Source organism: Ferruginibacter sp. HRS2-29, assembly GCF_024343615.1.
In the GTDB taxonomy this organism is placed as follows: domain Bacteria; phylum Bacteroidota; class Bacteroidia; order Chitinophagales; family Chitinophagaceae; genus Ferruginibacter.
Genome location: NZ_RJUB01000124.1, coordinates 16,886 through 30,492, shown reverse-complemented (window position 1 = coordinate 30,492; position 13,607 = coordinate 16,886). Strand labels below are relative to the sequence as shown.

Genomic DNA, 13,607 nt, shown 5'->3' with positions numbered 1-13,607 from the left:
ATATGGTGGTTAAGCCCCTCCTTTGGAGGGGTTGGGGAGGCTTTCATCAGCAATAGTAATCGCCTCACTTATGATAGCCAGCCCTTCATCTATCTGCTCTTTGGTAACACACAATGGCGGTGCAATAAATATATAACTCCAGCGCACAAACGTATACATGCCCAGTTCACGGATCTTTGCGGCCACTTTATTCATCACCAGCATTTCGTCCGGCTTTGCATTGAATGGAGCCATCGGCTCTTTCGTGTCACGGTTTTTCACCAGTTCGATGCAACCTAAAAGCCCTGTATTCCTGAAATCGCCGATGCTGGGGTGTTTTTGTTTTAATAGCTCCACCTGTTCGTTTACATATTTGCTCATCGCAACCGTGTTTTCTATCAGGCCTTCGTCTTCATAAATTTTCAATGTTTCGAGTGCGGCAGCGCAGCTCACCGGGTGAGCGGAATACGTGAGCCCGAGCGCCAATACCGTATCATCAAATTTCGCTGATATCTTATCACTCACCTGCAGGCAGCCGAATGGGAGATATCCGCAGGTAAGCCCTTTTGCCATCGCTATCATATCGGGGATGATACCGTGATTTTCAAAGCCAAACCATTTACCGGTACGGCCAAAGCCGCTCATCACCTCATCCATGATGAGTAATATACCATTTTTATCGCAGATCTCCCGAACCGCTTTCAGGTATCCTTTCGGATATTGAAGGCAACCGGAAGAACCACTTTCGCCCTCCAGTAAAATTGCCGCAATGTTTGCAGGGCCTTCGTAAGCGATCACTCTTTCGAGGCTGGCGACGGTTTCTTTCAGCAAATTTTCCTCGCCATATTCCCAGCGATACAAATAAGGCAGATCGAAGTGTACGAAGTTGGGCGCCTGCTGGCTATCTACCGGAAGCTTACGTGGATCACCGCTGGCGGTCATAGCGCCATTGGAAGAACCGTGATAAGACTGGTAACGCGTTAATATCTTATGACGGCCTGTATACAACCGCGCCAGCTTGATGGCATTTTCGATACTGGTGGCACCGCATAATGTGAAGAAGGATTTGTTGAGATCTCCCGGGCAAATTTCCGCCAGTTTTTTGCCCAACTCTCCTCTCACTTTTGTAACACAACTCGGCGTAACATAAGCTACTTCCTGCATCTGCTTCATAACGGCCTGGGTTATACGCTGATTGCCATGGCCTATGTTTACGTTCATCAATCCACTGCTGAAGTCGATGTATTTTTTATCATCGTAATCATAGAGATAAACACCTTCGGCGTATTTAACCGCGATGGGGTTATGGCCTTTTTGTTTGCTCCAGCTGAAGAGCGTATAATCCATATTGTCCTTGACAACTGCAGCTCCAGCCCCCCCACCCCCCAAGGGGGGATTTGGTTTGTTAGTTTTGTTGATTTGCTCTTGTATTAAAGTTGTATTTGACATAACAATATTTAAAAAAGTTCATTGATGTTAAAAGTTTAATCTTAGTTGCCCCTTTAGGGGTCAGGGGTCAACTCATCCAGTTCACTCCCGCTTCCGCGTTCCATTTGGTGGTTGATTTTTTTAATTTCGTCCAGAATTCTATCGAGCTTTTCCCGGTGATATCGCCTACGCCGAATTTGCTTTCGTTCCAGCCGCCAAAGCTGAAAGGCTCACGGGGAACGGGTACGCCGACATTTACACCGATCATTCCCGCGCTGGCGCGATCAATGATGTAGCGTGCCATACCACCATTCTGCGTAAATACGCTGGCTGCATTTCCATAAGGATTGGCGTTTTCAATTGCCAGGGCTTCATCTACCGTATTGGTTCGCATGATGGAGATCACCGGCCCGAAAATCTCTTCGGTAGCGACGCTCATTCCCGGCTTTACAAAATCAATCACCGTTGGCCCAACGTACGTTCCGTTTTCTTTACCGGCCACTTTTGTATTACGGCCATCGACCAGGATCTTCGCGCCGTCTTTTTCCGCTTCGCTGATAAATCGCTCGATCCTTTGCTGTGATTCTTTATTGATCACGGCTCCCAGGTTTTCGCCCGGCACTATTTTTCTTGCTTCTTCGCAGATCTTATCAATGATGGCATCCACATTTCCTACACCTATCATAGCACTCGCTGCCATACAACGCTGGCCTGCACAGCCACTCATGCTGGCCGCCACATTCTGCGCCGTCATTCCCGGTATCGCATCCGGCAACACCATGAGGTGATTTTTTGCTCCACCCAATGCCAGGCAACGTTTGTAATTTGAAGTGGCACGCTGGTAAACGATCTTCGCCACTTTGGTAGAACCTACGAACGACACCGCTTCTATATCCGGATGATCGCAGATTGCGTTCACGATCTCTACATCGCCATGCACCACATTAAACACCCCATCCGGCAAACCTGCTTCTTTGAGTAATTCCGCCAGCCGACCTACACTGAGCGGCACTTTTTCCGATGGCTTCATGATCATGCAATTGCCCAATGCGATGGCGTTGGGTAAGGTCCAGTTGGGCACCATACTTGGAAAATTGAAGGGCACGATGGATGCCACCACACCAAGCGGTACATGCTCCGTGCGGCATTCCACGCCTTTGCTCACTTCAAGTATTTCGCCGGTAACCAGTTGGGGCAGCGACGTAGCAAACTCCGTAAGCTCGATGCATTTTTCTATTTCTGCAACCGATTCACTATAGGTTTTCCCGTTTTCTTCACTGCACAATTCCGCCAGCTCTTTCAGGTTTTTTTCCAACAGTGTCTTATATTTAAAAAACACCTGCACCCTTTCTTTAATGGGCGTTTTGCTCCAGGAAGGAAATGCTTTTTTTGCGGCCATTACCGCAGCATCCAGGTCGGTGGACGACGATAAAGGCACCGTAGATAAATGATTACCATCAATGGGAGATATCACATCCATCGATCTGCCGGAAGAAGCATCTGTGAAGTTTCCACCAACATAATTTTGAATTGCATTATATTTCATAATTTTACCGCACTAAAGATTTTGCATTATTTTAGGCTAAAACTAAAAATAATGTATTTTAAAATACAAAATAAATTTAATTTTCATTTTTCGAAATAAATCCTGACTATCTAAAATGGCGCAAAATGATACTATAACGCTGGATGACCTTGACTTCGAGATATTATCTTTTCTGCAAAAAGATGGCAGGATGTCTTTCACCGTGATCGCTGAAAGCCTGAAAGTATCGATCGGTACTATACGAACAAGGTTCAACAAACTGATAGAAGATGGCACCATCAACATCATCGGCAGGGTGGATCCCGACAAAGTGGGCTTTCGATGTTATGCGCACATAGCGGTGTATGTAAGGCCGGCTACGCTCAAGGAGAAAGTGGCGCAAAAAATCGCGAAACTACCCGAAGTCAGTTTCCTGGCCATGACTTCCGGCGACTACGACCTGGAAGTGGATGTGATGTGCCGTGATAACAATCACCTGGTGAATTTCGTAAACGACATCAGCAAGATAGAAGGAGTAAACCAGACCAAGACGACGATCTATTTTAAAGTGTACAAGTATGCGCAGCCGGATCTGAAGCTGCTTAAATAGTTCAAAAGGTTTAAAAGGTTCAAGAGGTTCAAAACGTTGTTGAACCTCTTGAACCTCTTGAACCTACCCCGCCGCGGGCCCGGAAATATATAAAGTGTGCAGGCTGCATCAATAGAAGCCTGCACACTTGAAGGATTGAATTACCGGTTGTTTTTATTTTTCAGCACCATTATTTCCACTTCTCTTTCTGCAACTTCCCAATACAGGCCAAGGCTGGCAAAAGCTGCTTTCAGGGAAGCTGGTTTTTCCGGCTGCCATTCAAAAAAGATATCGTACCTGCCGGTTAAGCCTGTTTCGTCCATCACTTTACCCGCATACAACCCGAAATCTTCTATATATTCTGCCAGCGATTGCAGCCTCACACCATTTCCTTCAAAATGGCTTCCACCGGCGTTAAACAGGTTGTTTGATTCGCGGGAGCTTTTTAATTTTTGGCTGGCTGTACTGTCTGCCTTTATTACCAGCACTTTCATTTTTCTTTTTTCCGGCACCGCCTCCACATCCAAAAACTGTTCTTTCAGCTTTTGCTGAAAATAAGGCAGTAACTGGTCGCTTTGCCCCACCGGGAGCCAAAAATCGACACAATACTTTTTTTCATCCTTGTAGGAACGCACGGTTGTATCATATTCATTTTTAAGCAGGTAATAAGACCTGTCATAGGCCAGCCTGTAGAGGCCGTCCATGGTCATATTCACCATGGTCATCCGCCTGTCCTTAAAAAAACCTGTCGGGTACCGCCTGCTCATACTGCCAAAACCCTCCACCGGCGGAAGCATACGAAAAGATTGCTGTGCGGTAGTATCTGTTTTAAAATACTCTTCGACGCTGAAATTAATCAGGTCGTTTTTCAACGGAAGATCAAACGGCGCATTGTTTAGTGCCAGTTCTATTATTTCCGGGGTGATATTATCCGGCTCGGTAATGGCTTTAATTTTTCCGTCAATGCCAATCAATACCGTATGTGGAATGATACGATGCGGAAAAATCCTTTGCAGGCCTGCGGCAGTATCGTTACTCACTAAAAGGCCCACAGGCCTGTTATGAATAAACTGCTTCAGCCTGCCGGTTGCTTCATCAGACAGGGCAAGTACAACGAGTTTATCTCCAAACTGCCGCTTGTATTGCTCAAGTTTGCCCAGGGCACTAACGCAGGGGCTGCACCAGGTAGCCCAAAAGTCAATAATGGTTACTTTGCCTTTCAGCTGCCCGACAGACAGGCTTTTGCCCGGGCCGTTAATCATATTCTTTATCTTAATTTCCGGCAGTCTATCCCCTACATGTAGTTCCTGTGCGCCGGCTGCCATATACCCGGCAGTCAATAAAATGGTTACCATCAGTTTCATATATCGTTTTTTTTATGAAATAAAATTACCGGCAATTATCCCCAATGACGGTTAATGCAAACGAATGTGTGTTAATGTTTGTTAATGAAATACCCGTGTTACATCCCGGCTGGATACATTTGCATCTTATGGGCGCATCATCATTAAGAAGATTATTCGTGTTGGCTATCGCTGCAGGCCTTGGCCTGCTTGTCCTTCAGGCATACTGGATACATAAGGAATGGCAGAATACTGCTGATATTCTTCAGCGGCAGGTAGACTATTCCCTTCAGGCATCGGTAGACAGCGAGCTGGTAAAAAGAAAGGATGTGCTGAAAAATTATCTTGAAGAAATATTATCGGACACCACGCTTATAGATATTAATACCAGGTATAATAAAAAAGAAGGCAAATGGATCATAAATATGTACGATGCAGGAAACAGGAAAGATTATTCTTCCTGGAGCAATGAAGATATTCCGATAGGACCTGAATTAACCCGCGGGCAAAAAAAGCTCATCATTCAAAATTATGTTCTTAACAACGTGATTAAAAATGTAGAGGATGACATCATTTTCTTTTACACACAAAAATTCGGAACCCTTTGGTCAGAAAAGATGAAGCACCTTAGCGTGGATAGTGTATACCTGCAAAAGATCTTTGCCAGAGAATTATCCGGCAGGAACATCCGGTCGCCTTTTATAATCACTTACACAGATACCAGCAGGAACCCGCTACCGGTTTCGGGTACACGAAACGCTTTCAACGCAAGGCCGGTAAGCATTAACTACGCCACAGTAAATGATACGCATAAAAAATATGTTGTTACGGCCAGCGCGTACAACCCGGCCGCCTTGTTATTCAGCAGGGTAGGCATGGCTTTGCTGATGGCAGTGTTATTGTTATCCTTAACTTTTTATTGCCTGTACAGGATGTACCGCACCATACTACAGCAAAAGCAGCTGCATGAATTAAAAAATGATTTCATAGGCAATATGACCCACGAACTGAAAACCCCCATAGCTACCGTTACTGCTGCTATAGACGGGTTACAATATTTTAAAGGGCTTGCAAATGCGGATAAGGCAGAGCGTTACTTCGATATATCGCGTACAGAATTACAAAGGCTGGATGACATTGTTTCAAAAGTGCTGGATATGTCCATATACGAACAACAGCGCATCGTACTTCATAAAGAACCCATCGCGGTAAAGCAATTACTCGAACACCTGATACAGGCATTCGAAATAAAAGGCGCCGCCTTCTCCTGCTCCCTTCAATGCCAGCCGCCCGGCATCAGCGTGGTAGCGGATAAAACACACCTTAAAAATGTATTGTATAATTTAGTGGATAATGCCATAAAATATGTTCCGGCAAAACTGCACCTTAGCTTTTCGGTGCATAAGGACGATGATGACCATATTGTGATAGCCGTACAGGATAATGGCGACGGAATAGATGCCAAACATTTACCCCGGCTTTTTGAAAAATTTTTCCGTATTCCCTCCGGGAATATTCAGAACGTAAAAGGGTTTGGCCTTGGATTATTTTATGCAAAGCAGATAATTGAACAACACAATGGCAGCATTCATGTGAGCAGCGGACAAAACCGGGGAACAATATTCCGGATTATTTTACCTGTCAATTAAAACCAGTGACAACAGCACCCTCTGTATTATTAGCGGAAGATGAAGAATCTTTAGGCAGCATTATCTCCGAAAGCCTTACTGTAAGCGGCTTTTCCGTAACGCATGTTACCAATGGAAATGAAGCCCTTGAATTGTTGCTCAACGGAAGCTTTTCGCTGGCCATTTTAGATGTAATGATGCCCGGCATGGATGGTTTTACAATTGCCCGTCAGCTGCGCCTGAATAATCTTCGCTTACCCGTTTTATTTCTTACCAGCAAAACTATGCCGCACGATGTGGTAACAGGCTTTGAAAGCGGTGGCAATGATTATATAAAAAAGCCATTCAGCATGCTGGAGCTCGTAGTACGCATGAAGGCGCTCTTAGGCCTTAACCGCCTGCCCGAATATGCGGCACTGCCCACCACGGCGCAAATAGGAAAATACCATTTTGATCCGGTAAAGCAACAATTAATATTCGGTACAGAAATTTGCAAGCTGACCGCCAGGGAGAGCGAAATTTTATGGATGCTGTACCAACACACTCAAACACTGCTTCCCAGGCAGCAGCTGCTGATCTCCATTTGGGGGGATGATAATTTTTTTAATGCCCGCACGCTCGATGTATTCATTACCCGCCTCAGAAAATTACTAAAACAGGATCCACGGGTGCAGATCATCAATGCCCGCGGAGTAGGATATAAGCTGGTTTGGTAACCTGCAACAGGCACTACATAAGCCCACACGCCTATTTAAACAACTCCCGGGAGTTGACAACTCATGTAAGTAGTCAACTCATACGTAAGGCTTATTTCTTCTTAATAGAGGTATCAAAAAAACCGCCTTCCTTTTTACTCACCCATTTGATGAATTTGGCGATGTCTTCATGCTCTTTCAGCCGCTCTACCGTGTTATAATAATTCTTAAGTTCTGTTTCTGTAAACACGGCATGTACTTTGGCCTGGCAAATCTTATGCATCAGTACCGTATCGGTATCCTTGCCGCCTTTGCTCGGGGGTATCAGGTGGTGGCGAACGATGGGTTCGGCCAATTCGCGGTTGCAGAGCGGGCATTTATTTGTGTCAGACATGTTGATGGTAGTTGAGCAGCAAATATATCCTTTGCGGGGCAATTGGTAAAACCGATTTGAGCCCCCAGCCATTCGGCGGGGCATGCACGGAGACAGGAAGGGCACAGCATTATACAGAGAGAATACCTCATCCTACACCTCTCTGTGTAACTCTGTGCCCTTCCTGTCTCTGTGGTTCAAACCCCGGAGTGATGATGCAGGCTCCTAATTTTTCTTTACCTGCTTCAACATCCCCGGCGATTTTTCATACAATTTTTCCTCTCGTAGTTTAGGTTGCTGCTCAGTGATGCGTTCAAAGCTGAAGGTTTGTACAGGTTCATAAGCACCATCTTCGTATACAGGGTTTTTAACAATAAAAAATTCACCGTTGTTTTTACTGAACATGTTGTTGAGGCACAAGGGTGAACCGGAATTTTTATTTTTGATTTCCCAGCCGCCCAGGCCGCCTTCATTCTTTGCCCGGTAAATAATTTTCCACTTTACATTATCCTGGTTAGCCCAGTCCCACTGGATCACCGCACTGCCATCTGCTTTGGATTGCCCCGCAACATTGATATATTTATTGCTGTGCAAGGCGCTCAGCTGGTAGTCGCCGCCACCCAATTCCTGCACGAAAAATTTATGGTTGCCCTGGTCTACAAAATCCCATTGCACCAGCCGTGCTCCATTATCCATGCTGATGCCTTCGATGGCAAGGTATTTGCCGGTTTGGTTAACTTTTATTTTATACCAGCCTGTGGTGATGGGAACAACCCCCACGTTGGTGAGCCGGTCCTGGTTGCCGGTGCTATTCTGAAATGCCGTACCGGCAGGTTTTACCATATATTCCCTGTAAACCGCTTTGGCCAACCCGGCGTTAAAATAATACGCCGTATTGATGGCTTTAATATCAGCATCGCTAAAAAGGTAAGGTCCGGGGCCAAATTTACAATCACTTATGGTATTGCCATTCTTGCACCTGATAACAGGTTTCTCCGGATCTTTCGCGAACCCATATGCATCATAGTGCATGATAGATTTGTAGTCATATTCACCCAAAGGGGTACCGGGTTCTATCTGGAAATTGTGCCGGTTCTTTTCCTCGATGTTGGAAGTATCAATCACGATATAGTTATCGCGGTCGTAGCGGCTTTGCTCGTGCCAGAACCCAAGCGAATGAAGCAACTCGTGGGCAATTACCCTGGAGGTAACATCGTAAGTTACTTTTATTACCTGCTCCCCTCCCTGTTTGCCTACCGGCGAACTACCACCGTTATATCCCAGATCCTGTGGCCCCACCATCTTTATACGGATATAATCTTTTTCGTTGGTATGCCGCACTATACGCAGGTTGGTAGAGTTGAGCGATGATATAGCCCTCACTACATGGTCGTACAGGCTCATATTGCTCTTATCCTTTACACTGCTGGTCTGTTGTATGTTCTCATCAATTTCAACCGGCACATTTCCCTTGGGCCAGATAAAACTATTGCGGTCGCTGGTTTGATAAAGGCGTGTGTGCTGAAGCGTATTGCCCACCACGATATCGCCATTCAATAAATAATCCGTGCCCACCAGCTTTACAAAATACGGTTTCGCCTCATTACTCATCGGCAACTGAAAGGTCTTTTGAACATACCCGTTTTGGGCAAACGATACTTTAATAAAAAGCAGCAGGGTAAACTTTAAAATGAGAAATGATTTCATGGTCTATTTTCTTTCTTTGGTAATGGTAAAAAGTATATCGAGCCAGTTGTCGCTGCCGTCTTCGTCCTGCAGGTTCACATGCACATTACATTCTTTCGGTATATCGGTAATGTAAAAGCTCTGGCAATTATTTTTATAGGTCACCAGCAGGTCACTTTTCAGGCAGTCGTTAAAAGAATGTTTGAGCAAATAATAATCGTCGTTGCCGCCGGCTTTGTAAGGATCCGTATTCACATAACGTTTCGCATTTGGATCGCTGCTGACAGGGAACCCTGCAATACCAAATGGCGAGAAGGGGCTTGCCACATCCCCGTCATTCTCATTGATCCCATACACGATGGTAATTTTAGCGCCCAGCAATTCGTCTGATCGCATTTTAAAATGCAGTTTGGCGGTCGAGAAAAAAGTACGCAGCTTATCCATGTCCAGCGGCCTGCTTTCGGGCAAGCCAAACAGCTCATCTGTACCGTCATAATACCGGTTATAGCTGTTGCCATAACGGTCGGTCACGAACACCTGTATCTTCCCGAAAATATCCAGGTCACCACCATGGGGCACCGTAAACTGAAGATTGGTAATGCTGATGTATTCCGTAAATTTATTGGCCCTGGCGGGTAGCAGGGAAAAAGTTTGCGTATTGCTGCCCGTTATCACCAAAGCTGTACCATTGTTGTTGTTGGCGGGCCCGGAAGACAATTGCAACCCCTTGTTGCTTGCGGCACTTACGATCTTATAATTATTGGCGGTGCCATAAATTTTCCATTGCTGGTTGTTGCCCTGCAGGTCGTCCCATTGCTGTACCTGCGTGCCATCTGCTGTCTGACGGTCCACTACATCCAGCACTTTTTCGCTGTGGATGGCTTTAATGGTATAATTGCCGTTATCCATACGCTTCAGCTCAAACAGGTGATTGTTGCGGGGAAGCATATCCCATTGTATGAGGCGCATACCATTTCTCAGGTCTTCTTCGCCTGCTATAGCCAGGTACTTACCGCTTTCATTGATGCGTATCTTGTAAATACCATCGGGTATATCTACGGTTACCTGCCCCGCAATTACGGGTGTACCGTTATTTACTTTTGTAAGTTTATTACCGGGCCTCGTTTTGATGAGCTCCTGGCCGGTCTCATTTTTCAGGAAACTAAAGTTCATGGCCTTATCATCGCTGTTGCAAATGAAATAGCTGCCGTTGGCAGGAGTAGCAGTAGCTGCGTTAGCCCCCGACAAATAGATTCGCTGGCCATTCTGCACACAGGTGATGCTGTACCCGGTAGCGGTTTTTTCAATGCGCCATTTCTGGTTATCCTGGTTGAGCCAGTCCCACTGTATGATCTTTGCTCCACGTACCGCGTTTCCTTCTGTGCTGATATAGCGGCCACTGTGCGAAGACCTGATGGAATAGATATTGTTGCCCAGGCTTTTCAACATAAATTTAAAATGCGCCTTGTATTCATTATCCCATTGGATGAGCCATGCCCCGTTGTTGGTGGCAGCACCCGCTATGGCCATATATTTTCCCGTCTGGTTAACCTTAATAAAATACTCCCCATCTGTGAGGGATTGCGCATGTACCGATGATGCCATGCACAGGCAGCAAAACCAGATGATTATTTTACTCATGATAATAAAATTTACCGTCCGTGATCTTTACAGAATCGCCCGTGTTGCCTGTCAACACGCCCTCAAAACTGGCTTCCAGTACCGTTGGATTTTTTTCAGCACGGGTGATCTTTGCATGAAAAGCAAAGCCCAGTACGTTGCCATACAGGTACTTTTCGTCGCTTAAATTGGCCAGTTGCACTTCGCTGTTGTCTTTATTACCCGATACAAAATCGAATATACCTGTACCGGCAGCATTATACAGGTTAAGGTTAAACGTCTGCTCTGTTTTATCCTTCGGGCCTTTTTTGCCACCGATAAGGATAGCGTTATTGTACCCGTTGGGATGAACGATACCGGTAACCTCATGGTCGGCCTGCCAAACCGTGCCGTTCACTTTCATGGAAAGTAAATTTGGGTGGGGCGCTTCGGCGGCAATGGCTGGAGTGACAGTTTTACTGTCCTTTGTATCAGCCGAACTGCACCCGGTTAAAGCTGCCATAACAAGCGCCCATAAAAAACAGGGATTAAATAAATTCCGCATAGCTGTAGCGTTAAATTTTTTGATAAACAATGCTGATCTTTTTTACTTTGGTACCGGTCTGTTTATTTTCAGCATCGGTATACACATGCACCAGGGTGACCGTATTCCCGCTGAAGGAAAGTATGTAGGTGGTGCCGCCGGTTTTAAGTTTGAGATCGGTGCCGGTAACTACGGTTAAAGTACTCCCCACCTGCTTCCAGGTAGCTTTGCTCATTTTATCTACTACTTCGCAGCCGGCAGGCGATTGGGTATAATGGGTGCCATCTGCTTTAAAATAATATTTTGTTCCGGCTGTACAGGGCAATCCCGACTGCACGTTTTTTTGCATGTCTTCCTTTTTGCCATTCTTGTATTCAAGTGTGGTGGAAACGCGTTTCCAGGAGCCGGTAATGCTTTGGCAAAACCCCGCCGTGTAAAGTGTTGTAGAAATTGCGAGGAGGAGTATTTTTTTCATTTCATTTTTTTAAGGAATCAACCCATACTTATCTATAATGGCTTTTCGTTTTTCGGGGAACCCCACCATGCCGAATTTTTCGTGGAGCTGTTGAATGCGTTTCGCAATACCGGGATCATTGGGGCCAAGTTTTTTAGCCTGTATCTCCGGGATGATCTGGTGAAAAAGCTCTTCCAGGTAGTCTTCAAAATTCTGGTTGAAATACATGTCTATACCCCTGAAAGGTTTATCGGTATTATTAAAAAAGGTATGCACCATACCCCGCGGCCGGAAATGCCATCCTCCGGCGGGGATCTCGTAGATAGTCTCTTCCACCATTACCGTAGCGGTGCCATCCAATACATACATCAGCTCATCCAGGTCTTTATGGTAATGCGGAGCGGGGCCCATTTTTTTTGCCGCTACCGCAAACTCCACACAACTGAACTGCATATTGGTCTGGGCGCTTTTTACCCAGGTGCGTATGTCGATGCCACCCGGACCAGGCTGCAGCGGTTCCATCGGCGGCAAATAAAAAGGCTGTAAGTTTTCGCCCTTTGGAGCTGACTGTGCTTTACCTGCTGCCAGCGATGGCAGCGAAAGCATGCTTAACCCCGCAGTGGCCAGCAGCATCTGCTGTATGGCAAGCCTGCGGGAAGGTTGTTGTTGTTGTTCCATAAAAAATTATTGACAGAAACCTGTGCGTTTAATAAATGATCCGTTGATCTGCAAGGGCTATTTTTTGCCCCAGCCTGCAGGCCATTTGCAAAAATGGTCCAGGCTATACTGCTTTACATCCCAGCGTATATAATATACCGGTGAATAACTCAGGTAATCTACCCGCTGTTCCGTTTCGGTTACGGCATAATATTTCCAGTTTGTCCAGTCGAAATAAAAATATTTCCTGTAGTAACGGGTGTAATTGTTGGTGCGTTCAAAATCGATGTACACTGTTTGATCAACCGTGCGCCAGTTAATAGCGCCGGCACCTACAAACAATGTATCCAGCGATTTCAATCCTCCGCCGGGGATATTCTCCGTGTACACACCATCTTTGAAATAATACGTGATCTCCCGGTAGATCCTGTTATAGGGGCTGTAAGCCGGTGGTGGATAATATACCGGGCTGAAGTAATTGCTTCCATATGGTTTTTGTCCCGCTTTACCGGCGGCATATTGCGGATCGTTCAGTTTGCGGTACAGGTTGGTACCGGTAGAGATAGGAGCATAGCTCCACGGGTCGTAAGCTGTACTTGTTACCGCATTTTTAGCATCGGTCAATATAGTACGCGTTGTTCCCATAGCGGCTGTTTTGATCTGCGCAGGCCAACCTGTTGCCAGGCTATCGATCGGCCTGGGCAGTTGCAAAACCTGGAAGCTGTCTGAAAATTCATTGCCGTCGGGCAACGCGGAAACAATGAAATATTTTTTATCCGCGTTGGCATCATGGTCAAGATCGAAGATCACAAACTGCCCGTTGAGCGAGGCTGAGCCCGGCTGGTGCTGGCATACAAAATTGGGATGGCTGGCAGCGGCATTTCCTCCGCCGTTTCCAGGGCCGCCGGTAACCGTATCTTTTTTACAGGAAAGGAATACTATACCCAAAGCGATGAATGTAAGAATGGAACTGGTACAACGGATATTCATTTTGTATTGTTTTTTATAATTGACCAGACAAACCTACACTTACTGTTTTCGAATAAAAAGGCACAATCGCTTAGTTACAAAAAAACTCGCCGAATAACGGCTTATCAGTTTATGCTC

The 13,607-nt window shown here is 45.8% G+C and carries 13 protein-coding genes; 3 read left to right on the top strand and 10 right to left on the bottom strand.

What is annotated here, in order from left to right; all coding sequences use genetic code 11:
• Positions 1–9: 9 nt before the first annotated feature.
• Both EGI32_RS12420 and EGI32_RS12415 read right to left on the bottom strand, forming a co-directional pair.
• The gene (locus EGI32_RS12420; RefSeq protein ID WP_255155780.1) at positions 10–1,368 is read right to left on the bottom strand and encodes an aminotransferase class III-fold pyridoxal phosphate-dependent enzyme; all 1,359 of its coding nucleotides are present in this window, start codon (positions 1,366–1,368) and stop codon (positions 10–12) included.
• 127 nt (positions 1,369–1,495) lie between these two features.
• Positions 1,496–2,953 (bottom strand): CoA-acylating methylmalonate-semialdehyde dehydrogenase, encoded by a 1,458-nt coding sequence (locus EGI32_RS12415; RefSeq protein ID WP_255155680.1) that lies wholly within the window; start codon positions 2,951–2,953, stop codon positions 1,496–1,498.
• A 115-nt stretch (positions 2,954–3,068) separates the two neighbouring features.
• Between EGI32_RS12415 and EGI32_RS12410 the strand changes: the two genes are divergently transcribed.
• Positions 3,069–3,542 (top strand): Lrp/AsnC family transcriptional regulator, encoded by a 474-nt coding sequence (locus tag EGI32_RS12410; protein ID WP_255155679.1) that lies wholly within the window; start codon positions 3,069–3,071, stop codon positions 3,540–3,542.
• Between the two features lie 140 nt (positions 3,543–3,682).
• Here the strand turns inward: EGI32_RS12410 and EGI32_RS12405 are convergent, their stop codons facing one another.
• The gene (locus EGI32_RS12405; protein WP_255155678.1) at positions 3,683–4,885 is read right to left on the bottom strand and encodes a redoxin family protein; all 1,203 of its coding nucleotides are present in this window, start codon (positions 4,883–4,885) and stop codon (positions 3,683–3,685) included.
• A gap of 128 nt (positions 4,886–5,013) precedes the next feature.
• On the opposite strand from EGI32_RS12405, the gene EGI32_RS12400 reads away from it, so the two are divergent.
• Positions 5,014–6,513 (top strand): cell wall metabolism sensor histidine kinase WalK, encoded by a 1,500-nt coding sequence (locus EGI32_RS12400; RefSeq protein WP_255155677.1) that lies wholly within the window; start codon positions 5,014–5,016, stop codon positions 6,511–6,513.
• Positions 6,514–6,518: 5 nt separating this feature from the next.
• Positions 6,519–7,208: a response regulator transcription factor gene (locus EGI32_RS21360; RefSeq protein ID WP_255155676.1), complete on the top strand. Its 690-nt coding sequence runs from the start codon at positions 6,519–6,521 to the stop codon at positions 7,206–7,208.
• Positions 7,209–7,299: 91 nt separating this feature from the next.
• Here EGI32_RS21360 and EGI32_RS12390 read toward each other — a convergent pair whose 3' ends face one another.
• From EGI32_RS12390 to EGI32_RS12360, 7 genes are all read right to left on the bottom strand, one after another.
• Positions 7,300–7,581 carry an HNH endonuclease gene (locus tag EGI32_RS12390; RefSeq protein WP_255155675.1) on the bottom strand — a complete coding sequence of 94 codons (282 nt, stop codon included), beginning with the start codon at positions 7,579–7,581 and terminating at the stop codon, positions 7,300–7,302.
• A 204-nt stretch (positions 7,582–7,785) separates the two neighbouring features.
• Entirely contained in the window at positions 7,786–9,267 is a 1,482-nt protein-coding gene (locus EGI32_RS12385; protein ID WP_255155674.1) for a M12 family metallopeptidase, read from the bottom strand.
• A 3-nt stretch (positions 9,268–9,270) separates the two neighbouring features.
• Positions 9,271–10,887 carry an RICIN domain-containing protein gene (locus EGI32_RS12380; RefSeq protein ID WP_255155673.1) on the bottom strand — a complete coding sequence of 539 codons (1,617 nt, stop codon included), beginning with the start codon at positions 10,885–10,887 and terminating at the stop codon, positions 9,271–9,273.
• Entirely contained in the window at positions 10,880–11,269 is a 390-nt protein-coding gene (locus tag EGI32_RS12375) for a hypothetical protein (protein WP_255155672.1), read from the bottom strand. The genes EGI32_RS12380 and EGI32_RS12375 overlap by 8 nt, the downstream gene beginning before the upstream one ends.
• Positions 11,270–11,420: 151 nt before the next feature.
• Entirely contained in the window at positions 11,421–11,864 is a 444-nt protein-coding gene (locus EGI32_RS12370) for a hypothetical protein (RefSeq protein ID WP_255155671.1), read from the bottom strand.
• A 9-nt stretch (positions 11,865–11,873) separates the two neighbouring features.
• Positions 11,874–12,521, bottom strand: a complete 648-nt coding sequence (locus EGI32_RS12365; protein ID WP_255155670.1) for a cupin domain-containing protein — start codon at positions 12,519–12,521, stop codon at positions 11,874–11,876.
• Between the two features lie 57 nt (positions 12,522–12,578).
• Positions 12,579–13,490 (bottom strand): hypothetical protein, encoded by a 912-nt coding sequence (locus EGI32_RS12360; protein ID WP_255155669.1) that lies wholly within the window; start codon positions 13,488–13,490, stop codon positions 12,579–12,581.
• Between the last annotated feature and the right edge of the window lie 117 nt (positions 13,491–13,607).

Coding starts and splice junctions, on each gene's coding strand:
- EGI32_RS12415 (WP_255155680.1), bottom strand. CDS start 2,953: ATGAAATATAATGCAATTCAAAATTATGTTGGTGGAAACTTCACAGAT.
- EGI32_RS12410 (WP_255155679.1), top strand. CDS start 3,069: ATGGCGCAAAATGATACTATAACGCTGGATGACCTTGACTTCGAGATA.
- EGI32_RS12405 (WP_255155678.1), bottom strand. CDS start 4,885: ATGAAACTGATGGTAACCATTTTATTGACTGCCGGGTATATGGCAGCC.
- EGI32_RS12400 (WP_255155677.1), top strand. CDS start 5,014: ATGGGCGCATCATCATTAAGAAGATTATTCGTGTTGGCTATCGCTGCA.
- EGI32_RS12390 (WP_255155675.1), bottom strand. CDS start 7,581: ATGTCTGACACAAATAAATGCCCGCTCTGCAACCGCGAATTGGCCGAA.
- EGI32_RS12385 (WP_255155674.1), bottom strand. CDS start 9,267: ATGAAATCATTTCTCATTTTAAAGTTTACCCTGCTGCTTTTTATTAAA.
- EGI32_RS12380 (WP_255155673.1), bottom strand. CDS start 10,887: ATGAGTAAAATAATCATCTGGTTTTGCTGCCTGTGCATGGCATCATCG.
- EGI32_RS12375 (WP_255155672.1), bottom strand. CDS start 11,269: ATGAAAGTGAACGGCACGGTTTGGCAGGCCGACCATGAGGTTACCGGT.
- EGI32_RS12370 (WP_255155671.1), bottom strand. CDS start 11,864: ATGAAAAAAATACTCCTCCTCGCAATTTCTACAACACTTTACACGGCG.
- EGI32_RS12365 (WP_255155670.1), bottom strand. CDS start 12,521: ATGGAACAACAACAACAACCTTCCCGCAGGCTTGCCATACAGCAGATG.
- EGI32_RS12360 (WP_255155669.1), bottom strand. CDS start 13,490: ATGAATATCCGTTGTACCAGTTCCATTCTTACATTCATCGCTTTGGGT.